23 protein-coding genes and 1 pseudogene are annotated in these 25,502 nt (G+C 43.4%); 23 read left to right on the top strand and 1 reads right to left on the bottom strand.

The features are described from left to right. Positions 1-9: 9 nt before the first annotated feature. A complete protein-coding gene (locus ASG85_RS09320; protein ID WP_060646042.1) occupies positions 10-1,221 on the bottom strand; it encodes an MFS transporter in 1,212 nt (403 codons plus the stop codon). A 466-nt stretch (positions 1,222-1,687) separates the two neighbouring features. Here ASG85_RS09320 and ASG85_RS09315 point away from each other — a divergent pair, with 466 nt between their 5' ends. The 23 genes and pseudogenes from ASG85_RS09315 to ASG85_RS09210 all read left to right on the top strand — a co-directional run bounded on the left by ASG85_RS09315 (position 1,688) and on the right by ASG85_RS09210 (position 25,106). Further along, a complete protein-coding gene (locus ASG85_RS09315) occupies positions 1,688-2,167 on the top strand; it encodes a helix-turn-helix domain-containing protein (protein ID WP_060646041.1) in 480 nt (159 codons plus the stop codon). Positions 2,168-2,245: 78 nt separating this feature from the next. After that, positions 2,246-3,415, top strand: a complete 1,170-nt coding sequence (locus tag ASG85_RS09310; protein ID WP_060646040.1) for an ABC transporter substrate-binding protein — start codon at positions 2,246-2,248, stop codon at positions 3,413-3,415. Between the two features lie 29 nt (positions 3,416-3,444). Next, complete coding sequence (locus ASG85_RS09305; RefSeq protein ID WP_060646039.1) at positions 3,445-4,329, top strand: branched-chain amino acid ABC transporter permease; 885 nt, start codon at positions 3,445-3,447, stop codon at positions 4,327-4,329. A 10-nt stretch (positions 4,330-4,339) separates the two neighbouring features. Beyond that, a complete protein-coding gene (locus ASG85_RS09300) occupies positions 4,340-5,284 on the top strand; it encodes a branched-chain amino acid ABC transporter permease (protein ID WP_060646038.1) in 945 nt (314 codons plus the stop codon). After that, positions 5,277-5,811, top strand: a pseudogene (locus ASG85_RS09295) (ABC transporter ATP-binding protein); the annotation flags it as partial. The gene ASG85_RS09300 and the pseudogene ASG85_RS09295, both read left to right, overlap by 8 nt. Positions 5,812-5,813: 2 nt before the next feature. Then, positions 5,814-6,080 (top strand): hypothetical protein, encoded by a 267-nt coding sequence (locus ASG85_RS39835; RefSeq protein ID WP_414858701.1) that lies wholly within the window; start codon positions 5,814-5,816, stop codon positions 6,078-6,080. Further along, the gene (locus ASG85_RS09290; RefSeq protein WP_060646036.1) at positions 6,064-6,768 is read left to right on the top strand and encodes an ABC transporter ATP-binding protein; all 705 of its coding nucleotides are present in this window, start codon (positions 6,064-6,066) and stop codon (positions 6,766-6,768) included. Before ASG85_RS39835 ends, ASG85_RS09290 begins: the two co-directional genes overlap by 17 nt. A 165-nt stretch (positions 6,769-6,933) precedes the next feature. Further along, the gene (locus ASG85_RS09285; protein ID WP_060646035.1) at positions 6,934-7,602 is read left to right on the top strand and encodes a discoidin domain-containing protein; all 669 of its coding nucleotides are present in this window, start codon (positions 6,934-6,936) and stop codon (positions 7,600-7,602) included. A gap of 18 nt (positions 7,603-7,620) precedes the next feature. Continuing rightward, on the top strand, positions 7,621-8,907 hold the full coding sequence (locus ASG85_RS09280) for an ABC transporter substrate-binding protein (RefSeq protein ID WP_060646034.1): 1,287 nt from the start codon (positions 7,621-7,623) through the stop codon (positions 8,905-8,907). A gap of 13 nt (positions 8,908-8,920) precedes the next feature. Next, complete coding sequence (locus tag ASG85_RS09275) at positions 8,921-10,729, top strand: HAMP domain-containing histidine kinase (RefSeq protein ID WP_060646033.1); 1,809 nt, start codon at positions 8,921-8,923, stop codon at positions 10,727-10,729. Then, a complete protein-coding gene (locus tag ASG85_RS09270) occupies positions 10,726-11,172 on the top strand; it encodes a response regulator (protein WP_200961667.1) in 447 nt (148 codons plus the stop codon). Before ASG85_RS09275 ends, ASG85_RS09270 begins: the two co-directional genes overlap by 4 nt. A gap of 5 nt (positions 11,173-11,177) precedes the next feature. Next, positions 11,178-12,074: a GGDEF domain-containing protein gene (locus ASG85_RS09265; protein WP_060646032.1), complete on the top strand. Its 897-nt coding sequence runs from the start codon at positions 11,178-11,180 to the stop codon at positions 12,072-12,074. Between the two features lie 981 nt (positions 12,075-13,055). Further along, complete coding sequence (locus ASG85_RS09260; RefSeq protein ID WP_235549356.1) at positions 13,056-15,020, top strand: ABC transporter substrate-binding protein; 1,965 nt, start codon at positions 13,056-13,058, stop codon at positions 15,018-15,020. A gap of 88 nt (positions 15,021-15,108) precedes the next feature. Then, positions 15,109-16,107, top strand: a complete 999-nt coding sequence (locus tag ASG85_RS09255; protein WP_060646031.1) for an ABC transporter permease — start codon at positions 15,109-15,111, stop codon at positions 16,105-16,107. A 3-nt stretch (positions 16,108-16,110) separates the two neighbouring features. Continuing rightward, a complete protein-coding gene (locus ASG85_RS09250; RefSeq protein ID WP_057305511.1) occupies positions 16,111-17,256 on the top strand; it encodes an ABC transporter permease in 1,146 nt (381 codons plus the stop codon). 28 nt (positions 17,257-17,284) lie between these two features. Then, positions 17,285-18,328: an ABC transporter ATP-binding protein gene (locus ASG85_RS09245; protein WP_057305510.1), complete on the top strand. Its 1,044-nt coding sequence runs from the start codon at positions 17,285-17,287 to the stop codon at positions 18,326-18,328. A 2-nt stretch (positions 18,329-18,330) separates the two neighbouring features. Further along, positions 18,331-19,350, top strand: coding sequence for an ABC transporter ATP-binding protein (locus tag ASG85_RS09240; RefSeq protein WP_060646030.1), 1,020 nt, complete (start codon positions 18,331-18,333; stop codon positions 19,348-19,350). After that, positions 19,340-19,909 carry an HAD family hydrolase gene (locus ASG85_RS09235; RefSeq protein WP_060646029.1) on the top strand — a complete coding sequence of 190 codons (570 nt, stop codon included), beginning with the start codon at positions 19,340-19,342 and terminating at the stop codon, positions 19,907-19,909. Before ASG85_RS09240 ends, ASG85_RS09235 begins: the two co-directional genes overlap by 11 nt. A 33-nt stretch (positions 19,910-19,942) precedes the next feature. Further along, positions 19,943-20,971, top strand: a complete 1,029-nt coding sequence (locus tag ASG85_RS09230) for a LacI family DNA-binding transcriptional regulator (protein WP_060646028.1) — start codon at positions 19,943-19,945, stop codon at positions 20,969-20,971. A gap of 32 nt (positions 20,972-21,003) precedes the next feature. Beyond that, entirely contained in the window at positions 21,004-22,062 is a 1,059-nt protein-coding gene (locus ASG85_RS09225; RefSeq protein WP_060646027.1) for a Gfo/Idh/MocA family protein, read from the top strand. 33 nt (positions 22,063-22,095) lie between these two features. Continuing rightward, complete coding sequence (locus ASG85_RS09220) at positions 22,096-22,815, top strand: ThuA domain-containing protein (RefSeq protein ID WP_060646026.1); 720 nt, start codon at positions 22,096-22,098, stop codon at positions 22,813-22,815. Positions 22,816-22,964: 149 nt separating this feature from the next. Next, positions 22,965-24,170, top strand: a complete 1,206-nt coding sequence (locus tag ASG85_RS09215) for an ATP-binding protein (protein WP_060646025.1) — start codon at positions 22,965-22,967, stop codon at positions 24,168-24,170. Between the two features lie 45 nt (positions 24,171-24,215). Beyond that, positions 24,216-25,106, top strand: a complete 891-nt coding sequence (locus ASG85_RS09210) for a glycoside hydrolase family 43 protein (RefSeq protein ID WP_235550100.1) — start codon at positions 24,216-24,218, stop codon at positions 25,104-25,106. The last annotated feature ends 396 nt before the right edge of the window (positions 25,107-25,502 follow it).

The following is a 25,502-nucleotide window of genomic DNA, read 5'->3' as shown; positions in this document are numbered from 1 at the left end:
TGCCTCCTATTATGATTTCCGTTCCAGCTTTGCAGAAATACCAGTGAGCAGGATGGCAACGAGAACCATTAAAGCTCCAACCCATGGGGTATGAACAAGTCCCATGGAGTCGATAACAACTCCACCGACAATTGAGCCAATAGCAATACCGACGTTAAACGCTGCAATATTGATCGCTGATGCAACATCAACCGCTGAAGGTACATACTTTTCAGCTAGCCCCACGACATATAATTGAAGACCAGGCACATTCATGAATGCAAGCAACCCCATTAAGACAACACCAATTACACCAGCCACTTTAAATGGAGCAAGGAATGTTAAAAGGACTAGAACGGCAGCTTGAATAATAAACATCCAAAATAATGCGCGTAGAGGGTTCTTATTGGCCAATTTACCGCCAATAGAGTTACCGAATGCAACAGCCACACCATAAATGATTAAGATAATGTTAATCATGCCTGAACTTATGCCAGTCACATCGTGCAGGAGCGGAGTTAGATAAGTGAAAGCAACAAACGTCCCGCCATAACCGAATGCCGTGATAAGAAAGCCCAGGACCAAACGGCCATTGGTGAGCAAACGGAACATATCTGAAAATTTAGCAGGTGGAGATTGCTTGAGATTTTTAGGGATGAGTGCGGCACTGGAAATGATCGCAATGACACCCAGTAAGGCAACGCCCCAGAAAGTCGCTCTCCAACCGAAGGCTTGCCCGATAAATGTCCCCAATGGAACGCCGGTAACAATGGCAATGGTAAGACCAGTGAACATGAGAGCAATGGCACTACCCTTTTTCTCTGGAGATACTAGCTGAACAGCAATGGTGGCTCCAATGGAGAAAAAGACACCATGTGAAAATGCGGTGATGAAACGTGCAATAACCAGTATTTCAAATGACGGTGATAGTGCAGCGACAGCGTTACCGATGATGAAAACAACCATCAGTGACATGAGCAAGGATTTCCGGCTCATCCGGTTGGTGAGCGCGGTAAGGATCGGAGCTCCGACCGCGACGCCAATCGCATAACCAGAAATAAGAAGGCCAGCTAGCGTAATGCCAATGTTTAAATCATTCGCGATGGACGCGAGCAGGCCTACTGGAACAAACTCTGTTGTTCCGATTCCAAATGCGCTTATGGCAAGGGCAAGAAGCGCCCATGATCCTGTTTTTTGCCTCACTTTATGTTGTGCTGCAGAATGTGATAATGACTGGTTCATGTTTTGCCTCCTAAGTAGATATATTTTGAACAACTGCAAGTTTTACTTTCGCTTCACAAGTGCTATTATAAAACCATTAAGTTGTTTTTGATAAGTACGTACTTTTAAGTACTATAGGTACCTGAAAGTACCCTTTAAAGCGAGTTTATGATTAGGTACATCCCAAGTTTCAGCCTATTTTGCCAGGCCACAAAGATACTACTCTTATAAGAAGTCATAGGCATGTTAGGCAATGAATGGTGGTATGAAATGACAACTCAAAAGGACTGTCCTTCTGTCATTAAAGATGACCGATGGGCAGCCCTTTGTTCGTGTGCTGATTTATAGAGTGTGTTGATTCCAAATTAACTTGATTCCCAGACACTGTCGACCTTCAGCCGCCGCCCATACAGGTATTTAATTCCCATTGTGAAATCAATGAAAGCGGTTATATAATAGTATGGCTTCTGTTAGGAGGGATCTTTTAGTGAAATTAAACGCATCGCAAGCTGCATTTTCGCAGATGCTGATTTCCGGGACGTTAGTGCACGAGGCTAACTTCGACGAAATTCAAAATCGTCTAGGCATTGAAGTATCTCCGCATGTGGTAATTGTCTTCTCTATTGACCGTTATGCGCGGGAGGCATCCCCCGTCATTCGTTCGGCTATCGAATATATGAAAGAGCATTTGCAAGAGAAAATTACTTTGGGGGAAATAGCACGTTATTGTTATCTAAGTACTTATCACTTCGCGCATTTGTTTAAGAGGGAAGTAGGCTTAAGCTTCGTCGATTTCTTGAATAAGCTTAGAATTGAAAAGGCTGTGCACTTTCTAGAAACGACGGATTTACCTGTTCAACAGATTGCGGCTCTGGTTGGATTCCCTGATCCCAATTACTTTACACGAAAATTTAAACTCTATATGAGCTGCAGTCCGTCAGAGTACCGCGCAGCAAAATTGTGCTAGTGTTCCGCAAATTTGACTAGATTCATGAAAGCGCTTTTAAAGTAAGATAAACTCATAAATCAATTAGGGGGTTATAAATTGAAAAAGTTCTCAATGATTGCAGCAGGTGTGATTACTGTATCTCTAATGATTTCGGGTTGCGCAGCAAAGTCTAGTGACTCCGCGAAAAATGATAGTGCGATGAATAAGGCCGGAGATACGATTAAACTGGGTTGGATCGGTCCGTTAACGGGGCCGACAGCGACGGACGGGACACACAGTAGAGATGCTGCGATAATGGCGATTGAGCAGTACAATAAAGCCGGTGGTATCCAAGGCAAGAAGGTTGAGTTGGTTGCGGAAGATGATCAAGGAAAGCCTGAAGAAGCGTTAAAAGGTGTTCAGAAGCTAATCAATAATGATAAAGTTGTCGCCATTGTTGGAGGCGCTTACAGTGGACCGACGAAAACGATTTCTACAAAAATTCAGGAGCTCAAAGTTCCAATGGTTATTGCCTATGCCGTACATCCAGATGCGACCAAAGGCGGCGATTATGTGAATCGCGTCATCTATACGGGTCCGTTGCAAGGAAAAGCGATGGCCGATTATGCTGCGAACGATCTGAAGAAGAAGAACATCGCCGTACTCTACGTCGATATCGACTACGGAAAATCGATTTATACCGCATTTAAGGACGAGGCTGGCAAGCTGGGTGCGAATATTGCGATTGAACGTCCGTTTAAGATGGGGGACAAAGATTTCAGCTCGATCTTGACCGCAGTCAAAGCCGCCAATCCGGATGGCTTGTACGTAGTTGGTTATTACAATGAAGCAGCGGCTATCGTTAAGCAAGCGAAAGAAGCGGGAATTAGCGCTCAACTGCTAGGCGTCGATGGTTTCGATTCACCGAAATATTTGGAGCTGGGGAAAACCAATACAGAAGGGTCGACTTTCACGACTTCCTTTTATGCTTCTGATGACCGGTCTGTCGTGAAAATATTCGTCAATCAATGGCAGGATAAATTTAAGGATATTCCGGACATGCTTTCCTCGCAGAGCTATGATGCTGCAATGGTTATTTTAGAGGGAATGCAAAAAGTCGGGACCGATAAGGAAAAGCTAAAGCAAGCTATCAATGATACGAAAGACTTGGAGGGTACGTCGGGGAAAATTACGTTCGGCAAAGATCACGAAGTCATTAAACCTGTGATTTTCATGACTGTCAAGGACGGGAAGTTCCAGTTCGTCAAATCTAAAACCTACAACTAACAATCAGCTAGTGGAAAGGATGGATCCCATTGGTATTTATACAGCAGTTGATTAACGGCATCTCCATCGGATTCATTTATATCTTGATTGCGGTTGGGCTCACGATGGTATATGGGGTGCTGAAGCTGCTTCATTTTGCCCACGGCACGATTTATATGGTCGGAGCTTTCTCAGCCATGGTCGGTATGACATATCTGCACATGCATTTTCTCGTCGCGTTTCTGTTCGCATTGGTCGTATCAGGTGTGGTAGGCATACTTATCGAAAGATATGCTTATCGCCCTTTGCGGGGGGCACATCCGATTACTACCTTAATCAGCGGCATCGGCATAGCCATCGTGCTCGAGAATGTATTTCAAGTGATGTTCTCATCGGACACAAGAGCATTCCCAGAGACGGGAATCGAAATCTCCATCATTCAACTGACAGAGTCGATTACGATTACGAATATGAAACTTATCATTATTGCTGCCGGTATTGTCGGGCTAGGTTCTCTGTACGCGTTTCTTAAATTTACGAAAATGGGTCTTGCGATTCAAGCAACATCCCAGGATTTGCGCGCAGCCTCTTTGATGGGAGTCAATGTCAACCGTGTTGTAGCTGTTACCTTTTTACTCGGATCAGCACTCGCTGCCGCTGCAGGGATACTGGTCGCATTGAACTTTAATTCGATGTATCCGACGATGGGCTCGATTCCCGGCCTGAAAGCATTCTGCGTCGTCGTACTGGGCGGTCTCGGTTCCATACCGGGAACCATTATCGGCGGTCTGATCTTGGGACTTGTAGAATCGCTAAGCGACGGCTTTATGACAGGGATGGTTGTAGATAAAGATGCGATTGCGTTTATCATTTTAATACTTATCCTTCTGGTAAAACCATCTGGACTCTTTGGCAAAAACATCGAGAAGGTATAGGTGATCTTTTATGGACAGTATACTGAATCCTTATTACGTTGATATCATCGTTTTTCTAGTCATCTATATATTATTGGGATTGGGACTAAATTTAATAACGGGTTACGCTGGTCAAGTATCGCTTGGGCACGCCGCATTCTTCGGGATCGGAGCTTACGCCTCCGCCATCTTATCGGTGAAAGGTGGGCTGGATACATGGGTTTCTATGATTTTGGCGGTTTTGATCACTTTCGTATTCAGTGCTGTTTTGGGGCTGCCTAGTCTACGGGTAAGGGAAGATTTTCTGGCAATTACGACGCTGGGGCTCGGATTGATTATTCAATCGTTCTTCAAAAACTCGGAAATTACCGGGGGGGCATACGGAATTGATTCCATTCCCACGCCTTCCTTGTTCGGCTGGAAGCTGGATAACTCGGGTTATCTGTTGCTTGTACTTGTTGTCATGGTCGTCGGCATCTATGCACTCAAAAAAATGACCAGTTCCCGTATCGGCAGAGCATGGATGGTTATTCGGGAAGATGAAACCGTTGCTAAGGCGATGGGAATTAATACGACTTACTATAAAGTGCTTGTGTTTGCAATCGGCGGGGCTTACGCCGGTGCTGCAGGAGCGTTGTTCGCTCATAAAGTGTCCTTTATCGGAGCGGATTCCTTCGGATTCTCCGTCTCGGCAACTGTGCTCAGCATGGTGGTAATCGGCGGTTTGGGGAGTATTCGCGGCACATTATTCGGTGTCAGCCTCCTGTATTTGCTCCCTGAAATGTTCCGTTTGTTCAAGCTTGATTTTATCGATATGAAGTATTTGGATATGTACAAAATGATTATTTACGGGCTGTTGATGGTTTTGGTGGTGCGTTATCGTCCGAAAGGGATTTTCGGCAAGACAGGAGCCAAACTTAAGTCCTTGCAGCCGCACAAAGCGGGAACGTCAAAGGACGGTGACAACGATGCTTAAAGTGAAAGGGATCACGAAACGTTTCGGAGGACTCACGGCCGTCCAAGCAGTTGATTTCGAAGTAAAGCAAGGAGAGATTGTCGGTCTGATCGGTCCGAATGGAGCCGGGAAGACGACGTTCTTCAATATATTAACCGGTATTTATAAGGCGGACGAAGGTACGATTGAATTCGAAAACAAACCGATTCAAGGGCTTGCGCCGTTTCGCATCGCGAAGAGCGGAATGTCCAGAACTTTTCAAAATATACGGCTGCTGAAGGATGAAACCGTGTTAGAAAATGTGAAAGTCGGCATGTTCGGCCGAACAAAATCCGGTCTATGGTCAGCAATTCTAGGCATGCGCGCTTCGAGGGTTGAAGAAGAGCAGGTTGCTGAATTGAGCCTGAAGGCGATTGAACTTGTCGGTTTGAATGGATTCGAGCAAGAGCTGGCTGGAAGCTTGTCATACGGCAATCAGCGGCGGGTGGAAATTGCCCGAGCCCTTGTTGCGGATCCTAAGCTGCTGCTGCTCGATGAACCTACGGCTGGGATGAACGCACAGGAAACCAAGGAAGTGGATGATCTAGTACGGAAAATCAGAAAGAATGGGACGACGGTCATTCTTATCGAACATAACGTCGGAATGGTGGTTGGACTGTGCGATCGGCTTGTCGTTTTGGATCATGGCGAGAAAATTGCAGACGGCAAACCGGAGCAGGTCATCGCTCATTCGAAAGTCATCGAAGCGTATATCGGAAAGACCGACGAGACCGACGAGACTGACGAGGAGGTGAATCCCATTGCTGCAAATTCGTGATCTTAACGTGTCTTACGGAAGCATTCATGCGGTTCGCGGACTTTCTCTTCAGGTTGGCGCCGGTGAAGTTGTTACTTTAATCGGGTCGAACGGAGCGGGAAAATCGACAACGGTGAACGCGATTTGCGGAACCATTTCTTCCAAGGGGTCTATTCAATACAACGGCAAAGAATTGAATGGCATGTCAACTCATGACATTGTGAAGGATGGGATTGTTATGGTCCCCGAAGGGAGAAAGGTATTTCCCAAGCTTTCCGTAGTCGACAACCTGCTGATGGGAGCTTATTCGCGAAAAGCATCGAAGGCGGAACTTACGCAAGACATCGATTTCGTATTTGGATTATTTCCGCGATTAGCCGAACGAAAAAGTCAATTTGCAGGTACGATGAGCGGGGGCGAGCAGCAAATGCTTGCCATCGGTCGTGCGCTCATGGCGAAGCCAAAGCTGCTTATTTTAGACGAGCCGTCCATGGGTTTGGCACCGATTGTGGTCAAAGATATTTTCGAGACGATCCGCATCATCAAGAAGCAAGGATTAACGACATTATTGATCGAGCAAAATGCCTCCATGGCTTTATCCGTGGCTGATCGCGGGTATGTGATGGAGCATGGGGAAATCAGGTTTCACGATACCGCACACAATTTGCGTACGCAGGATAACGTTAAGAAAGCGTATCTTGGCCATTAATCATCTGAATAGAAATAAGTGTGAACCCGGACGATGCGATCGCGAGTTGACATTTAATAGAGTAACACTGGGACCTGGAATTTACAGGTCTTTTTTTTCTGCGACGGATCAATTAACGCGTACAATTAATGAAACCAACCGGAAATAGACGTTTAACGGACCCGGATGCGTTGGGTCGTTAAACATGCGGGAGCGGGCGGAGAATCAGCGATTTATAATACACGTGATTTTAAGCTGAAGGTAAGTAGTGACGGAACAAATTTCACAGATATCGACACGGTGACAGGGAATTCGACAAATTTAACGGATCGCACCATCAATACGAACGCCAGATATGTTAGACTGTATATAACGCAAGGAACACAAATCGGTTATGACGGATATGCAAGAATTGATGAATTTGAAGTATATGGTAGCGCAAGCGGAAATGCAGCACTAAACAAGACAGCCACGGCAAATGCCTATAATTTGTCGAGTGAAGCACCGCAATATGCGGTTGACGGCTCGACAGGTACGAAATGGGCATCTATTGCGGCATCCCCGAATTGGTTAAAGATTGATCTGGGCTATGTGACTAACATTAGCCGTTGGGTCGTGAAGCACGCCGCTGTCAATGGAGAATCAACCAATTTCAATACGAAGGATTACAAATTGCAGGTGAGTAATGACGGCACTACCTTCACAGATGCGGATACCGTGACAGGGAATACAGCAAGCTCTACGGATCGCAATGTGAATGCAACAGGAAGATACGTCAGATTGTACATTACACAGGGGACGCAGTCAGGATTTGACGGGTACGCCAGAATCTATGAGATCGAAGTTTATAACTAAATTAGGAGGAATGAACGGATGCGTAAATGGATCATTGGTCTGACGGCATTGTCCTTTATAATTACTACGGCAGGGTGCAGTAATGCAGCGAAGCAGCCAGTTCCTTCGAATGGACAAGCTCAAAAGCAGGAAGATCGAACCGATGAGGCGTTTACGCTGCGCGTAACCTATTGGGCTCAGGATAAAAACGGATATTTTGATTCGGTAGAAAAGAAGTTTAAAGAAAAATATCCGAAAGCTACTATCCAATGGGATAAATTGGATGAGGCGAATTTTGCCGAGGTTACAGAAAACCAGTTAAAATCAGGCCAAGCCGCCGATATCCTGTTTAATCAGAAGATCAAAGAATACGCAAAAGCAGGTTATCTGCTGGATTTATCGGATCAGCCTTGGACCCAGCGAATGATTGAATCCGCGAAACAAACAGTTGCCTATAAAGGGAAAACCTATGGAGCGGCTCTAGATGTTAGCACCTTTGGCGTGTATTACAATAAAACTATTTTTGATCGTATGCAGCTGCAGACGCCCAAAACGTGGGATGAATTTATTACGTTGAGCGCGAAGATCAAACAGGCTGGGATATCGCCGATTATAGGCGGATTTAAAGATATTTGGACGATTCAGGGCGTTTACTTGCCCATTGCCGCAACGTCAGAGTTTCTCCAAAACCCTAACTTTGAATTGGATTTATATACGGGCAAAGTGAAAATTGACGGTCCCGAAGTCAACAACGCCATGCAGAAATTTGCCGATCTCGCGCATAATGGCTTTTTTAATCCAGATGCTTCTCAAATAGGCTATGAGGAATCGACTCAGCAATTTATTGACGGAAAAGGCGCTATGCAGTTGATGGGCAGTTGGACGCCTGGGGTTGTAGATAGCAAGACGGCTGATTTTAAAATGGGCTTTTTCGCCCTTCCTGATCAAAATGGCAAAACGGTAATGGCAGCAGCGCCAGATAAGCAAGTGTCGATTAATGCGAAGACATTAAACCCAGTAAAAGCTAAATATTTATTGTCACTTTTGCTCGATAAAGATATGTTGGCGCTATATAGCAAGAACGTTGCCTTATCTGCTTTTAAAGATGTGATTGCTGAGTACTCCAATCCGGCGATGAAGGATGTGCAGAAAGCACTGCAGCTTTATCCAACATCGATCAATCCGGGACATTTGTTTACCAATTCAGCGAATGACGCCATAAATGCGGCGTTAAATCACATTTTGTCAGGGAAATTGCTTCAAAATGAGTTAAAAGAAGCCGATGTGAATTATATAAAGGATAAGGCGACCCTTATTCTAGATTGAGGGTGAAGGACCAATGAACCTCATATTGCGATTGCTTCGGCTTCACAGTTTAAAAGCAAGATTGCGATTTTTTGGAATATCCTTAGTGCTTATGGTTGGACTGCTTACCATTTCATCTTATTCCTTTTTAGAGTATCGTCAAACGGAAAACAATCAGATGAATTCGATGCGCAAAGACAGTGCGATTCAGCAAACGGCCATAGATAGTTGGGTAGCTGCAAGAGCTTCTGAAATCCGCAATCTAGCAAATTTACAATCGACCGTAGAGCTGGATTCGGATGGTATTCAAAATAACCTTACCTTCTTTGCGTCACATCAACATGAGTTTGAAGCGGTCTCTTTTGCTAATAAAGAGGGAATTGTGGAATTTAGTACCATGAACCAAATTGGCGCTTATTTTACCGAACGAACCTATTTGGAAGAAGCCTCTAAAGGCCGTGAATATATATCTGATGTGATGCTCGGTAAGGTCACCAATCAACCGATGATTTTATTTTCTGCTCCTGTTATGAATAAAAAGAAGCAACTTGAGGGTGTTATTTATGGAACGGTTACGTTAAAGACAATTGATAAGCTCATGGAGCAATTTCGTTATGGAGACAGCGGTGAATCGTATTTGATTGATCGAAACGGTTATCTAGTCACTGAATCGCGGTTCAAGGGGAATTGGAAACGGCTGGAATTTCAATTGAACAGCGATATTCTCGAACGATCGAAGCAAGGGATACAAGCAACCTCGACCTATGAGAGTTACCGCGGCAAGCAAGTTTTCGGGACTTACCAGTTAGTGAATAACGGAAAATGGATCGCTGTTAACGAAATTGAGCGAGATGAAGTGTATCGAACCTTTAATAGGCAATTAATTGTTATGATAATCATCATTTGTATCGTGCTTACATTTGGTTTTATCTTGATGCTGCGAATATCGTACCATATTGAACATCCCGTTCAGCATTTATTGAAAGGGGTTCAACGACTGAAGCAAGGCGATTATCATTATAAAATCGATTACAGCAGTTTGAAGGCAGCTCCCGTTGAGCTGCTGCAGCTATGTGAAGCATTTAACCAAATGTCGCAAAATATTCAAGACAATGAGCTTGAGCTTAAACGGCAAAAGGAAGATTTGGCTGGTTCTAATGCGGAATTAGAGCAATTTGCCTATGTTGCTTCGCACGATTTACAGGAGCCTTTACGGATGGTAGCCAGCTATGTGCAGCTACTAGCAAAGCGATACCAAGGTCAATTAGATCAGGACGCGGATGATTTCATTCATTATGCGGTTGATGGTGCGCAGCGCATGCAGAATTTGATCAACGATTTATTGGCTTTTTCCAGGGTGGGTACGAAGGGGAAGGAGCTTAAGTCTGTTGATTTTGAAGTGGTGCTGCAGCATGTATCTACGAATCTACAGCATGCAATTCAAGAGTGTGATGCGTTGGTCACGCATGATCCTTTGCCTATATTGCTGGCTGATCCTACGCAAATGGTGCAATTATTGCAAAATTTAGTTGGTAATGCCATTAAGTTTCGCGATGCCAACCGCGCACCCATCATTCACATCGGAATTAAACAGCAAGGGAATGAGTGGTTATTTTCTGTTCGTGATAATGGAATTGGTTTTGATCCGAAGTATAGGGACCGAATCTTCCTCATTTTTCAAAGACTCCATAATAAAACAAAATACCAGGGGACTGGCATAGGGTTGTCCATTTGCAAAAAAATTGTAGAACGACATGGCGGGAAAATATGGGTTGATTCAGAAGCGGGTCAATCGACAACCTTTTACTTCACGCTGCCAGACAGAGGAGACCAACTTACATGATCGATTATAAGCTTAGTCAGAATGTAGAAATTCTTTTAGTAGAAGATAATCCCGGAGATATTCGGTTAATTGTCGAAGTGCTGAAGGAAGGGAAAATTAATAATAATTTGAGCGTGGTTGAAGATGGTGAGGAAGCTTTGGCTTACCTCAGGCGAGAAGGCAGCTACCAGGAAGCGATTGTGCCGGACATTATCTTATTAGATCTAAATCTTCCCAAAATTAATGGCACCGAAGTTCTAGCAGAAATCAAAAAAGATCCGCAGCTGAAGTATATTCCAGTCATTATTTTAACGACTTCCGAAGCAGAGCAAGACATTTTAAGAGCTTATGATCTGCATGCGAATTGTTATATCACCAAGCCTGTCAACTTAGAGCAGTTTTTAACAGTCGTAAGATCGATTGAAAATTTTTGGCTTACACTTGTTAAGCTGCCTAGGAGGTAGAACTATTGATCAAGGTTTTATTAATTGAAGATAATCCGGGAGATGCTCGATTGATTCGAGAAGTTTTATCGGATACAGATAATCAGAGTATTGCGTTGAAATGGGTCGATCAGTTGGAAACGGGCATTGAACTGATTACCAAGGATGAATTTAACGTTGTTTTACTTGATCTTTCACTTCCGGATAGTCATGGCATGGAAACAATCATCAGCTTTCGGGAGCAAGCGCCTGCAATCCCAATCGTTGTACTGACCGGGCTTGATGATGAGGAGGTTGCCATAAATGCCGTTCAGCATGGGGCTCAGGATTATTTGATCAAAGGACAAGTCAACAGTTCGGTGATTATGCGTTCGATGCGTTATGCCATTGAACGTCATCGTCTTCAGGACGAGCTTTATAACTTATCGATTATTGATGAGTTGACAGGTCTTTACAATCGTAGAGGTTTTTTTAACCAGGCACAGCAAATTATGAATGCGAATGCTCAGGAAGGCAATGGCTTTTATTTGATTGTTGCCGATCTGGACGGTATGAAACAAATCAACGATTCTTATGGTCATCATATGGGGGACTTGGCCTTATTGGATACAGCGAATACATTGAAAGAAGTTTTCTGCGATTCTGATATTATTGCCCGAATGGGTGGAGATGAGTTCACCGTTATTTTACCGGATACGCATGGACATTCAGCCAGCTTAGATACATTTGAACAGGAAATGATCTTGAAAATCCAGCAAAGGTTACATAGCTTTAATTTGAACGCTGGCCGAATCTTTCATCTTTCGATTAGTCTCGGATTATTTCATTATAATCCCGCTATGCCCGTGACCTTAGGCGAATTAATTATCCAAGCGGATCATCGCATGTATACCCATAAAAAAGGAAAAGTCAAAGTCCAATGAAATAAGAAGGATTGATTAGAAAGGCTCTGTGGGCAGGTGTGCCCTCAGGGCCTTTTTTGAATTTATATGTTTTGGGTTTGGGGTGCTCCTGAATAAGCGCGTTTTTCGCGCTTATTCAGTGCGGACGAGCAGGATGGACTTCTGAGAAGTCGATTTTCATCTTCTCAGACCCTGTCGGCTCGTAAAGCTCTCGCTGTAAGCGCGTTTTTCGCGCTCATTTTCTCGGGTGCTCCTGAATAAGCGCGTTTTCAGCGCTTATCCAGTGCGGACGAGCGGGATGGAATTCTGAGAAGTCGATTTTCATCTTCTCAGACTCTGTCGGCTCGTAAAGCTCTCGCTGTAAGCGCGTTTTTCACGCTTATTTTCTCGGGCGCTCCTGAATAAGCGCGTTTTCAGCGCTTATTCAGTGCGGGCGAGCAGGATGGACTTCTGAGAAGTCCATTTCAGCTTCTCAGACTCTGTCGGCTCGTAAAGCTCTCGCTGTAAGCGCGGTTTTCGCGCTTACTTACTCGAGCGTTCCTGAATAAGCGCGTTTTTCGAGCTTATTCAGCACGGACGCGTGGGAGAGCATGTCGAGAAGCGCGCTTACTTGTTTTAGCTTTGGAAAGTGGCATTCCTGCTTTTTACTACCCCTAATTTCTTCCAAAAAAAGTGTTGCAATAGACTTAAATCCGATGTACGATATTACAAAAGATAAAGCGCTTACACATATGCTGTTCCTGTATTAAACCGGTTTAAGAGAGGGTGGATTATATCCCCTCTAACTCATAGATTATTAAGCGCCTACAATTATTATTTTTGTAAATTCAATTAAACCGGTTTAACACCATATATACTTAACTTGATTTACGACCTACATACTGCTCATTCATTTGTATTAAACCGGTTTAATGCGTGATCGACCTAGGAGGTGAAGGGAAACAATTTTCAGAACTTGATAAAGAAGATTGAAGTACCAGTATAACCATGGAGGGGATAGGTTTGAACAAGAACAAGTTGTTTTTTGTAGGGATGATGTTGATTTTTGCTGTTGTTTTTGCAGCATGTGAGAGTGAAAGTGATCCAAAGCCAAGTTCAGCTGTTCAGGCAACGAAGGCGCCTGTAGCATCAGCTCCCGTGAAGGCAGACGGCTACAAAGAAGCCCCAATGTTAACGAAGCTAGTCGGTGCAGGTTCACTGAAGCCTGTGACTGAGCGTATGCCGGTTAAGGAAGATATCATGGTGGAAAAAGTAACCGAAGAGATCGGTAAATACGGCGGCGACTGGAAAATGCCTTGGACCGGGCCTAATGATCGTTGGGCAGTCGGTCAACCGTCAGAGGAGGCGCTTTTCCGTTTTAACAAGGATGGAAGTGCTGTTGAACCTAATGTGGCCAAAGGTTTTGATGTGAATAAAGATTCAACCGAATTCACCATTTATTTAAGGAAGGGCATGAAGTGGTCAGACGGCATGCCATTCACAGCCGATGATGTCCTGTTCTACTGGGAGCACATGCTAACGAAAGAAACTTTCGGCAAAAAAATATATGACGCTTATTACTCCGTCGATCCTGTGACAGGGGAAAAAGCTTTAGCTAAAATTACGAAAATTGATGATTACAGCTTTAAGGTTGTACATAAGTATCCAAGCGTGCTGTTCCTGGAGCGCGTTGCCATTGACAACAAGTGGTTCTTTGCACCGGCACATTTCCAGAAAACGATTCTACCTGAATTTGTAGGCCAAGATAAAGCACTTGAAATCGCAAAAAAATGGGGCTTTGAAGATGTCAAATCGTTCTTGGTAGCAACAGGCTATTACTATTGGGTAAACCCACAAATTCCGACTTTAAGAGCTTGGGTCGCTAAAAACGATCCGAATAGTGATCAATTTATTATGGAACGCAATCCCTATTATTGGAAAGTGGATAGCGAAGGCAACCAACTACCCTATATGGACCGCATTGTCGCTACCAAAGTACAAGACCCTGCTCAAAGAGTTCTTGGTACACTAGCGGGAGATTATAATCTTCTTACCTTTGATTTTAAAGATTTCACCGTATTGAAAGAAAATGAGAAGAAAGCAGGGTTCCGGGTGATGCCTTGGACAACGCCAACATGGTCAAGTGCCGGCATTCAACTCAATCAGACCACTCCGGACCCTAACCTGCGCAAGCTGTTTCAGGATATTCGGTTTAGAGAAGCGCTGTCCGTTGCAGTTGATCGTAAAGAAATTTCCGAGATCGTTACGAATGGTTTAGGTGCTCCTGTTCAAGCATCAGTTCCGGAGGGCTTAGTTGGTTTCCAGAAAGGCTGGTCGGACCAGTGGAGCAAATTCGATGTGAATCGTGCCAATCAATTATTGGATGAGTTAGGTTTGACGAAACGGGATAAAAATAATTTCCGTTTGAATGCAGACGGCTCGGATTTAACGATAACGGTTATTGAGGGCAGCACCAACACGGCAACTTTTCTAGAATTAGTTAAAAAGTATTATCAAGCAGTAGGGATTAAGATGGACGTTAAGGTTGTGGATGCAGGAACTCAGCAGGAGCTCAAGTACTCGAATAAAATCCCAGCCACTACTGAGAATATTTCGTTAGTCAATGTAGCCTTCCGGCCTGATACGCTTGTTCCTCTGAGAGTGCTGACCCCTTGGTTCGGACATTACGGATTGTTTACTTCTTCCAATGGCAAAGAAGGCGTCAAGCCAGAAGGTGATGTAGCGTTAATTCTGGACTACTGGAACAAAGTAAAATCATCTACAAGTAAAGAGGAAATCAATAAATGGGGAAATGAGATCATTAAGCTTCATCAAAAGAATCAATGGATTATTGGTTATGCCGGTCCAACGCCAACGCTGGTCGTCGCCTCTAATAAAATGGGCAACGTACCGAAAGATTTGGTTTTCTCAGATGAATTCCGCAGCTTAGGGCATGGTCATCCATCGCAATTTTTTATCAAACCATAAGTTAAACCTGTAACCAATAGGGGGAACTTAACTTCCCCCTTATTGGTCTTCAGCAGCATCTTCGAATGAAGCGGAGGTTTGGATAGAGATGCTCAAATATATTTTAAGAAGAATCATATTGGTAATACCCGTCGTTATTTTTATTTCAATGATCGTCTTCTACATCATTCAACTGCCGCCCGGTGACTATGTATCGACTTATGCGGCTAAGATGTCTGTGGCAGGCGATGTGATGACGCAACAAGATATGGATGAAATGAGAGCAAGCTTAAGATTGGATCAACCATGGTTTATGCAATACCTAGCGTGGATGAAAAATATTGTTTTTAATTTCGACTTCGGGTATTCGTTCAGCTATAACAGGCCGGTTATGGACGTCATAGCGCAGTATATGGGGTTAACGATCATCGTCTCTTTGGTAACGATGGCCTTTACCTATGCGGTGGCGATCCCAATCGGTATTTACTGTGCGGTAAGACAATATTCGATAGGTGATTATATTTTTTCAGCAATTGGCTTTCTTGGCATGGCTACCCCGCATTTCTTGATGGCTATTATTTTAATGTATCTCTCTTATGTATATTTTGGCGATCCCTTGCTAGGGCTATTTTCGAGTGAGTTCGTCAATTCAGTGTGGTCGATGGACAAGGTTCTTGATTTGCTGAAGCATATGATTATCCCCGTTCTTGTCATTGGCTTGGCGAATACGGCAGAGCTAATTCGAGTCATGAGAGGTCAAATGCTGGACGAATTGAATAAGCCGAATGTGGTGACAGCTAGATCAAAAGGCTTATCGGAAACGAAAATATTGCTTAAATATCCAACGCGCGCAGCTATGAATCCAATCGTTAGTACCATTGGATGGTCACTAACCTCCATTTTCACAGGTTCAACGATTACGGCGATCGTATTGAATTTACCCATTCAAGGCCCGGTTATGTATAACGCATTATTAGCTCAGGATATGTATTTGGCAGGCACTTGGCTATTGTTTATGGCTGTGTTAACGGTTATAGGGACATTGATTTCGGATATTTTATTGGCATGGCTCGATCCAAAAATTCGCACAGAGTTCAGAGGTACGTAACCTATGAAAACAATTCCGATAGCAGGGAATCAGAAAGTAAACGTGATCAAGCCTCAAAAGAATAGCGATGTCTATTACAGTTCACAATGGCGTCTTATGTATCACAGGTTAAAGAAGCATAAATTAGCCCGTATTAGCTTAGTGATTCTAGCCTTGTTCTACATAGCTGCCATCTTTGCTCAGTTTATAGCGCCTTACGGGCTGGAGAGCTACGACAGTAAATATGTAAATGCGCCTCCAGCTAAAGTAAGCTTCAAAGATAGCGAGGGTAAGTTTCAATTTAGACCGTTTGTATATGATCTAAAGTCTGCCAGAGACCCGGTTACACTTCGGAAAGTCTTTGTTCCAGATGAAAAGGTTCGCCATTCGATCCGCTTTTTTGTCAAAGGTGAAAGCTATAAATTTCTTGGATTGATTCCAACGGATAGACATCTATTTGGCGTAGATCAACCTGGTCGTGTATTTATTTTCGGTACGGACGGGATGGGCAGAGACTTATTATCGCGAATTGTGATGGGAAGTCAGATTTCATTAAGTATCCCTCTCATTGGCGTAACGATCAGCTTTGTCTTAGGTTTGTTTATCGGCGGTGTATCAGGATATTTCGGAGGATGGATCGATTCAGTCATTCAGCGGTTCATTGAAATTATTCGTTCATTTCCGACGCTGCCGCTATGGATGGCACTATCGGCTGCCATACCACCGCGTGTGCCCGTAGTAACGATGTATATCTATATCGTCATTATCTTCGCCTTTATTGGTTGGACTGAGCTAGCTAGGGTAGCAAGAGGAAAGTTTATTTCGTTGAAAAATGAAGAATATGTGCTAGCAGCCAAAATAGCCGGCGTTAGCGATGCTAAAATTATTATTAAACATCTTTTGCCTGGTTTTATCAGCTACTTGGTAGTAGCAACAACATTAGCCATACCCGGTATGATTCTCGGCGAGACGGCCATGAGTTTTCTCGGACTCGGTATTCGCTCTCCTGCTACCAGCTGGGGGGTCCTGCTTCAGGAGGCTCAACAGATCGAGAATGTCGCTTTGTATCCTTGGAAACTAATCCCCTTAGGATTCGTCATTGTTACCGTATTAACCTTTAACTTTCTAGGCGACGGATTACGCGATGCTGCTGATCCATACAAGAAATAATCATATTAGCGTAAGGCGAGGAGATATTATGACATCTCAAGCTTCTGTTTCACAATCCGAACAACCCCTGCTTTCCGTTCAAGACCTCAAAATTCGAATTCAAATGGATAATGGGGAAATGAAAGCGGTAGATGGTGTTGATTTTGAGATAAAAAAAGGAAAAACATTAGGCCTAGTTGGCGAATCCGGCTGCGGGAAAAGTCTGACCAGCAGGGCGATTATCAGCATTAACCCGAAAGAATGTGAAACCTCAGGGAAGATTGTTTATCACTCCACCTCTGAGAAGGCGCTAAACGATTTGGATTTGTTATCTCTAGATTCGCGAGGCAAACAAATTCGATCGATTCGCGGTCGCAAAATTGCCATGATATTTCAAGAACCCATGACGGCATTTTCACCGATGTATACGATCGGGAATCAGATCATGGAATCCATTTTAATCCACCGCACCAAAAATAAAAAAGAAGCCAAGAAGATAGCGCTAGAAATGCTTAGTAAAGTTGGTATTTCCGATCAAGAGAAGCGGTTCGACCAATTTCCGCATGAGTTTTCCGGCGGCATGCGCCAGCGCGCGATGATCTCAATGGCCTTGTCCTGCAATCCGGAATTGTTAATTGCCGATGAGCCTACGACTGCGCTGGATGTAACCATTCAAGCCCAAGTGTTAGAGCTTATGAAGGGACTCCAACAGGAATTTGGCATGGCCATTCTGCTGGTGACGCATGATCTTGGGATCATAGCAGAAATGTGCGACGAAGTGGCCGTCATGTATCTGGGGAAAATTGTTGAGCAATCGACAGTAGAAGAAATTTTCAATAATCCTAAACACCCTTATACGAAGGGTCTGCTCAAATCGATGCCAAGATTAGGCGGAAATAGACATACACGTTTAGAATCGATCGAAGGAACAGTTCCGATGGCATTCAATATGCCTCCAATGTGCGGATTTTACGAACGGTGTAAGGATCGGATTGATGGTGTATGCAATAAACAAGCCGTGCCGAAAACTCGAATATCCGATAGCCATATGGTTAGATGTTTTCTTTATAAGGATGAGGGCGAAGGAGAATAAGGATGTCTAAACCTATACTGAAAGTAAATAATCTAAATAAGGATTTTCAAGTAAAATCCAAGAATAGACTGTTTAGCAAGCCTTCATCTATTCGTGTTTTGAACAACGTCTCTTTTGAGCTGTTGGAGGGGGAGACGCTAAGCATTGTCGGCGAATCAGGCTGTGGCAAAACGACATTAGGCCGCTGTATTGTCAGAGGGATGGATGCTACATCAGGGCAAGTCATTTATCAACCAGAAGGCGAAGAACAAGTTGATTTCTTAGGGCTGCGAGGCAAGGAATTCAAGAAGTATAGAAAAGATATTCAGATGATTTTTCAGGATCCCTATTCATCTCTAAGTCCAAGAATGAGCGTGTACGACATTATAGCTGAACCGCTGCTTGCCAACTTTAAGCTGACGAAATCACAATTGGATGATAAAGTTACCCAAATCGCAGAGAAGACCGGATTAAATGTTAGCTATCTCAAACGATATCCTCATGCCTTTTCCGGAGGGCAAAGACAGCGTATCGCCATTGCAAGGTCACTTATTTCTCAACCGAGGCTAATCGTATGTGATGAAGCTGTATCGGCGCTGGATGTTTCTATTAAAGCCCAAATTATTAACTTGCTGAAGGACCTGCAAGAGCAGCTTCAGATCACTTATATTTTCATCTCACATGATTTATCCATCGTTCAAAACATATCCGACAGAGTAGCGGTTATGCACCTAGGGAAAATTGTAGAACTGGCACCGGTGGATTCGTTATTTGATCATCCCAAGCATCCTTATACAGAAGCGCTATTGTCGGCTGTACCTGAGCCGGACCCGAATTATAAGAAAGATCGAATTATTCTCGAAGGAGAAGTGCCTAATCCAGCTAATCCTCCAAGCGGATGTCACTTTCATCCAAGGTGTACGTATAAGACCGATAAATGTATACAGGAAGAACCAGAGCTGCAGGCCGTCGGCGAAAATCATTATGCTGCATGCCACTATGCGAATCAATTAAACTTAAGAGGTGTAATCCATGAGTCATAAGTCAACGAATGATACGACAACGATTGATCCTAATGCTAAGAAGCTTATTGTTTTTCTAGACTGCGGGGATACCATTATTGATGAAGGAACCGAAATCAGAGATGATAACGATATTGTTATTCAAGCGAATGTGATTCCAGGGGCCGATATTATGGTGAAGACGCTTGCCGAACGTGGATATATACTGGCCATCGTAGCCGACGGTAGGGCGCAATCATTCAAAAATATTTTAACGCAAAATGGAATGTATGATTATTTTACCACGATGATTTATTCAGAGACGATTAAAGCTTCTAAACCAAGTTCCCGTATGTTTAAAGCCGCGATTGGAGCATTGGATCTCAGCGAGCAGGATTGCTCTCGTATTGTCATGGTTGGCAACAACCTGAGCCGCGATGTTAAAGGAGCCAATGCTATGGGAATTACGAGTATCTTCCTTAGCTGGACGCCTAGGTATCCGAAATTGCACGCAGACGAAAGTGAAATACCCGACTATACGATCAATCATCCGCTGGAATTAATCGATTTAGTAGAAAAACTCAATGAAGAATTAGGATAAGTGGATGGTTTCTGAAGGGATGTTTGATCATATATGGCTAAAATTGATGAAGTTGCAAAATTAGCGAAAGTCTCTAAAGGGACAGTGTCGAATGTTTTTAGCCAAAAAAGACCCACAAGCGACGAAGTGAAAGAAAGAGTAATGACGGTCTCCAGACAATTAAATTATGTGCCTAATCATATTGCTCGAAGCTTAGCTACAAAGAAAACAATGGCGATCGGGTTGACCATCCCGCATGGCAGCTTCTTTTTTAGCGCATTTCATACGCAGTTCATCAATGGCGTTATTTTGGAAGCTTCCTTTTATGGATACAGAGTTCTGCTGGATATGATTCCTGTGCAAAAGGTGAAAACACCATTCCTGTCGAGTTATCCGATTGATGGTGCTGTTGTGATGAGCCCGACGACCGATGACGACCGTATCAACCTCATGCATGGTGAACAAATTCCCTTTGTTACTGTCGGTAGAGTCATGAATACCAATATTCATAAAGCTTTCAGCGTGGATAACGACAATCACAAGATTATTGACAGTATATGCAAGTATTTGATAGACAAAGGTCATAAAGACATTATGTTCTTAAATGCAAATGAGTTTATGACTGTGTCCATCGATAGAAAAGCAGGCTTTATCAAGGCGATGAAAGATCATCAGCTCGAAGTAGAAGAGCACATGATTCATCATAAGCCTGCCCTACATACAAGCGAATACATGGACTATGGGTATGCAGAGACGATTAATGTCCTTGGTGAACAGAAGAAAAAGGTAACAGCGATAATAGCAGATGACGACCGCACGGCATTCAGTGTCCTTAATGCACTCAAGGATTTGAATCTCAGGGTACCAGAAGATGTATCTCTATTTGTCATATGCGGAGATCTCTCTATGATGGTTCAATCTAACCCATCTTTGACTAGCATGGATTTGCAGCCTTCGGAATTAGGGGCTCAATCTGTCCGATTGTTAATGCACCAACTAGGCGTTCTGCAAGGGGATTTCTCGGAAAATATGAATATAGAAAGCAAAATTATTGAAAGAAATTCTTGTCTGACGATTGGATAAGTAGTTGAAGAAAATATCGGGAGGGCAGCAGGATGAACAAAGAAATGTGGAACGTAGGCATTATTGGCCTTGGAGGAATTGGCGATTATCATATGAACCATCTTTCGAGAATCGCGAATACGAGAGTTGCAGCCATTTGTGATGTGAATACGAAGGCCGTTCAAGAGGTCGGTGATCGATTAAACTTATCAGCTGAGAAGCGCTATAGCGATTATAAAGCGATTATTGCGGATACCGATGTTGATTTTATCATCTCCGGTGTCTCGAATAAATTCCATTATGACATCCTAAAATATGCGATCGAATGCGGTAAACCGATATTTTCCGAAAAGCCTTTCACACGAACGATGGAAGAGGCGGATGAATTATTAGGCTTATATGAAAATAATCCGATACCCTGCATGATTGGGTTTTCCTACCGCTACAGGCCTTGTTTTCAATACGTGAAACAACTTGTAGTACAAGGGAGCTTAGGGCGTATTCGGCATATTGCCGCTCACTACTTACAAGAGGAAAACGCGCCTATGTTTGACAAGGAGTACACCTGGCGATTTAACAAAGAGATGGCAGGATCAGGTATTTTAGCGGACATAGGCTCTCATATGGTGGATGCGGCACGCTTTTTTGTAGGAGAATTTACGCAAGTTACCGGCATGATGAGCACGTTTATCGATCACCGAACGGATCCGCGAACGCAGCAGCTCGTTGAAGTAGACGTGGATGACTTTACCGGATTCCAGTGTGTGCTTGAAGGCGGGGTCATGGGCACGTTTTATACCCATAAAAATGCAATTGGAACGAAAAATCAATTTCATGTTACGTTGTTCGGTGATCTGGGCTCCGTCAGGATTTCAGTCGAATCACCGAACGAAGTTCATTTGACGGTTAGAGAAGGTGAAAAGCTAGAGCTAATAGAAAAAGTCATTCACTTGGACGAGGCATCGATGAAGCCCATGCTGCAGGATTTTGTGGATTATTTGGAACAGGCTAACTCGCCATTACTCCCTACAATCATAGATGGATATCGAAATCAACAAGTGCTGCAAGCGATCATAGATTCAGCTAAAGACGGAGTAACGAGAACCATATAACTGCATTCATTTATCCAAAAAGGAGCGAGTTGTATGATTAAAGTAACGATATGGAATGAGTTTCTGCAAGAGCAAAGAAAAGAAGAGGTAGCCCGGATCTATCCCAAAGGGATGCATGGAGCCATTGCTGATGGTATCAGGCAGGATGGTTTTGAGATTAGCTTTGCAACCTTTAATGAGCCTGAGCATGGACTAACCCAAGATAGGCTGGATGCTACCGATGTTCTCATTTATTGGGGCCACGTCGATCACAAGGGCTTTCAGGATGATGTCGTCGATCGTATTTGTAACCGTGTACATAAGGGGATGGGACTGGTTGTCCTGCATTCAGGCCATCATTCCAAGATGTTCCGCAAGCTAATGGGGACATCCTGCGACTTGCTTTGGAGAGAAGCGGATGAGAAGGAGCGGCTTTGGGTTGTTGATCCATCGCATCCAATCGTTGAGGGCATTGGGCCCTTTATCGATTTGGCGGAAGAGGAGATGTACGGAGAGCATTTTGATATTCCTGTACCTGATGAATTAATCTTCGTCAGTTGGTTTGAGGGGGGCGAGGTGTTCCGCAGCGGCTGCACGTACCGTCGCGGTCAAGGCCGAATTTTCTATTTCCGTCCAGGGCACGAAACTTATCCAACCTATCACAACAAGGATGTTCAGCGCGTAATCGCCAATGCGGTGAAATGGACAGCCCCGGTTATAAGAGAAAAAACGTTCTACGGACATCATTCTCCACTGGAGGAAATTAAGAAGTAATTGAAAACGACACCTTTGAGGTGTCGTTTTTTTGTCGAAAAAGATATGCATCAGGCAAGCATGAATCGACATACGGAATGATAGATTTGGAATATGATAGATTTATAGATATTGGTGTGATTCATTAATCATTGAAGGGGCTGATCGTTTTGGGCAAAAGCAAAATAGAAATATCCTCAAAAGGTATCGAAAAAACTCTTCGTAAGTTTGATTATTTGCAAGCAATCTCTGAATATATTTGGAATGGATTCGATGCGCAAGCTACCGTTGTGGATGTTAAGATGCATAAGAATGTTCTAGGCGGCATAGATCAAATTGTCATTGCTGATAATGGTTATGGCATAGATAGAAGAGATTTAGATCGGAAGTTTACGCCATTTTTTGAATCAGAGAAGCAAGTTGATCCTGAAAAGCGAGTCAGAACGACATCAGCCATGCATGGAAAGAATGGCATCGGTCGATTAACCTTTCATCACTTTGCTTCCGATGCAACATGGAAAACGACATATTTGGACGGCCTTCTAAAAAATACGTATACCATTCGTATTCATTCGAAAAATTTGGATACCTATGAAGTTACGAATAACATCCTAACAGATGAAGATTCAGGGACGATGGTAACTTTTCATAATATCATGAAAGACTTTGTATATGAGGATTTGTTAGCTTTTTTATGTAAGGAGTTTGGGTGGTTCCTGGAACTTCATGCTGAAAAACATTTCGATGTTAGAATAGATGGCGTATCCTTAGACTACTCGTGTGTGATAGCCGAAAGAGAATGTTTTAGAATCGTTCATGAGCCTACTCAAATGGAGTTTGCAATCAAATATGTGCGTTGGAAAGATCGAATCAATCATGAATATTCCAAGCTTTACTTTATCGATTCGAATTTAGCAGAGAAGCATAAGCAACCGACAACTTTTAATAATAAAGGCGATTCCTTCTATCATAGTGTTTATATTCAAAGTAACGGATTCGATCATTTTGATTTTGATAGTGAAGACAACGGTGGACAACTGGAATTATCTTTTGGAGCAAGTAGAAGAAGCGAGGCCTTTCAATTTTTACTTGAAGAAATCAACACGTTTATTAAGCAAAAAAGGAAGCCCTACTTGGGATTATTAGCAGATCATGTTATTGAAGACTTTGCGGAATCCAAGGCATTTCCTACTTTTAAAGACGAACCTGAGGACAATATCAGAAAAGAAGAGCTGGAATCTGTGATCAGGGAAATGTGTCTACTAGAACCAAGAGTGTTTGCACGGTTAAATCCAGAACAGAAAAAATTGGTGGCTCACCTTATTCATTTAGCGATGGGTTCAAATGAGCGACAACGTTTGTTGGAGGCTTTATGAGGTACATGACCTAGTTCGATCATGTTATGATAGATGGTGTTAAGAATGTCGAAGACAGCGACCATCTACCCGAAACAAGGAGACTTAGCCAACGTGCACTTATTCAGCTATTTTACAGAAATCGAAGAGAAGTTGTTTCTTGCTGCTAGTGAGGACGGTTACCATTGGAAGGAATTGAACGATGGGCGCCCTATTTGGGAATCACCGATTGGAACGAAGCAGCTGCGCGATCCGTTTGTTATTGAAGACGCAGCTGGGAAGTTTCACCTCGTATGGACGGACGGTTGGCAGAGCAGGAGCATAGGCTACGCATGGTCCATGGATCTTATCTATTGGCAGGGTGCCAAACTCATCCCCGTGATGGAGCACCTTCCGGAAACCCAGAATACTTGGGCGCCGGAAATTTTCTATGACACAAGCAAGCAGGCATACCGGATTGTATGGTCTTCTACGGTAGGAGCGGGTCCGAGAAATCACCGAATTTGGTCTACGACCACAACTGACTTTAAGGATTTCTCGGAAGCGCAGATCTTCTTTGATCCGGGTTATAACGTTATTGATGCCACCATTACGGATCTAGATGATCGTTATTTGATGCTGTTTAAAGACGAACGCGGTCTTAATGAGAAGGGAACTGCTAATAAAGCCATTCGCTTCTGTATCGTAGCGAAGGAGGATAGTGATCGCCCATCGGTCAACCACATCTCCGAACTGATAACCCCAGCGCTCACGGAGGGACCGACGCTTTATAATGTGGAGAGAAACGGAAGCAAGGAATGGATTCTGTTAGTTGACGGATTCCAAGAGCATTATTATGGAGCTTACCGTTCTACTGATCTGATGACATGGAACAATATTACGGACCAAGTACATGTGCCCAAGGGTGCAAGACATGGTTCGGTCATACAGCTGAACAAGGATCTGTCCCTAAAGTAATTAATTCAATTTTCACGTAGGGGCAAAGCCACAGCTAGCTTGAATGCTGGTTGATAGAGGCTGTTTATTCATTCATTGTGTGCCTAAAAACTGGTAGGCTACTCCAAAAATTCGATTTTATTGTCGTTCAGCAACTTCGTTTGGCTACCGTGATTACCAATGTTGTAGTTTCTACAACAATTCACACGCTTAAAGGCTGATTTGCAAGCAAATGTTGTAGTTTGTACAGCATTTCGAACCCATTTGTCGCGAAATGGCGTATATGGGGAAAAATTTTTGTACATTCGGCTAGGCCCCCGAATTCTGGAGTCTTCCCGTTAAAAAAGCCAATTTTCGTAAGATTGCTTCTTTGTGCTAACAGTTACATTGCTTTATAGAATATCGATCGGTCTTCCA

Source organism: Paenibacillus sp. Soil724D2, assembly GCF_001427935.1.
In the GTDB taxonomy this organism is placed as follows: domain Bacteria; phylum Bacillota; class Bacilli; order Paenibacillales; family NBRC-103111; genus Paenibacillus_E.
Note: the sequence above shows the minus strand (reverse complement) of the source record. Positions and strands in the feature narration are given on the sequence as shown.

Excerpts from the sequence above, each read along its gene's own strand:
- ASG85_RS09320 (WP_060646042.1), bottom strand. The coding sequence starts at position 1,221 with ATGAACCAGTCATTATCACATTCTGCAGCACAACATAAAGTGAGGCAA.
- ASG85_RS09300 (WP_060646038.1), top strand. The coding sequence starts at position 4,340 with ATGGACAGTATACTGAATCCTTATTACGTTGATATCATCGTTTTTCTA.
- ASG85_RS39835 (WP_414858701.1), top strand. The coding sequence starts at position 5,814 with ATGAACGCACAGGAAACCAAGGAAGTGGATGATCTAGTACGGAAAATC.
- ASG85_RS09285 (WP_060646035.1), top strand. The coding sequence starts at position 6,934 with ATGCGTTGGGTCGTTAAACATGCGGGAGCGGGCGGAGAATCAGCGATT.
- ASG85_RS09280 (WP_060646034.1), top strand. The coding sequence starts at position 7,621 with ATGCGTAAATGGATCATTGGTCTGACGGCATTGTCCTTTATAATTACT.
- ASG85_RS09275 (WP_060646033.1), top strand. The coding sequence starts at position 8,921 with ATGAACCTCATATTGCGATTGCTTCGGCTTCACAGTTTAAAAGCAAGA.
- ASG85_RS09270 (WP_200961667.1), top strand. The coding sequence starts at position 10,726 with ATGATCGATTATAAGCTTAGTCAGAATGTAGAAATTCTTTTAGTAGAA.
- ASG85_RS09255 (WP_060646031.1), top strand. The coding sequence starts at position 15,109 with ATGCTCAAATATATTTTAAGAAGAATCATATTGGTAATACCCGTCGTT.
- ASG85_RS09250 (WP_057305511.1), top strand. The coding sequence starts at position 16,111 with ATGAAAACAATTCCGATAGCAGGGAATCAGAAAGTAAACGTGATCAAG.
- ASG85_RS09245 (WP_057305510.1), top strand. The coding sequence starts at position 17,285 with ATGACATCTCAAGCTTCTGTTTCACAATCCGAACAACCCCTGCTTTCC.
- ASG85_RS09240 (WP_060646030.1), top strand. The coding sequence starts at position 18,331 with ATGTCTAAACCTATACTGAAAGTAAATAATCTAAATAAGGATTTTCAA.
- ASG85_RS09235 (WP_060646029.1), top strand. The coding sequence starts at position 19,340 with ATGAGTCATAAGTCAACGAATGATACGACAACGATTGATCCTAATGCT.
- ASG85_RS09230 (WP_060646028.1), top strand. The coding sequence starts at position 19,943 with ATGGCTAAAATTGATGAAGTTGCAAAATTAGCGAAAGTCTCTAAAGGG.
- ASG85_RS09225 (WP_060646027.1), top strand. The coding sequence starts at position 21,004 with ATGAACAAAGAAATGTGGAACGTAGGCATTATTGGCCTTGGAGGAATT.
- ASG85_RS09220 (WP_060646026.1), top strand. The coding sequence starts at position 22,096 with ATGATTAAAGTAACGATATGGAATGAGTTTCTGCAAGAGCAAAGAAAA.
- ASG85_RS09210 (WP_235550100.1), top strand. The coding sequence starts at position 24,216 with ATGTCGAAGACAGCGACCATCTACCCGAAACAAGGAGACTTAGCCAAC.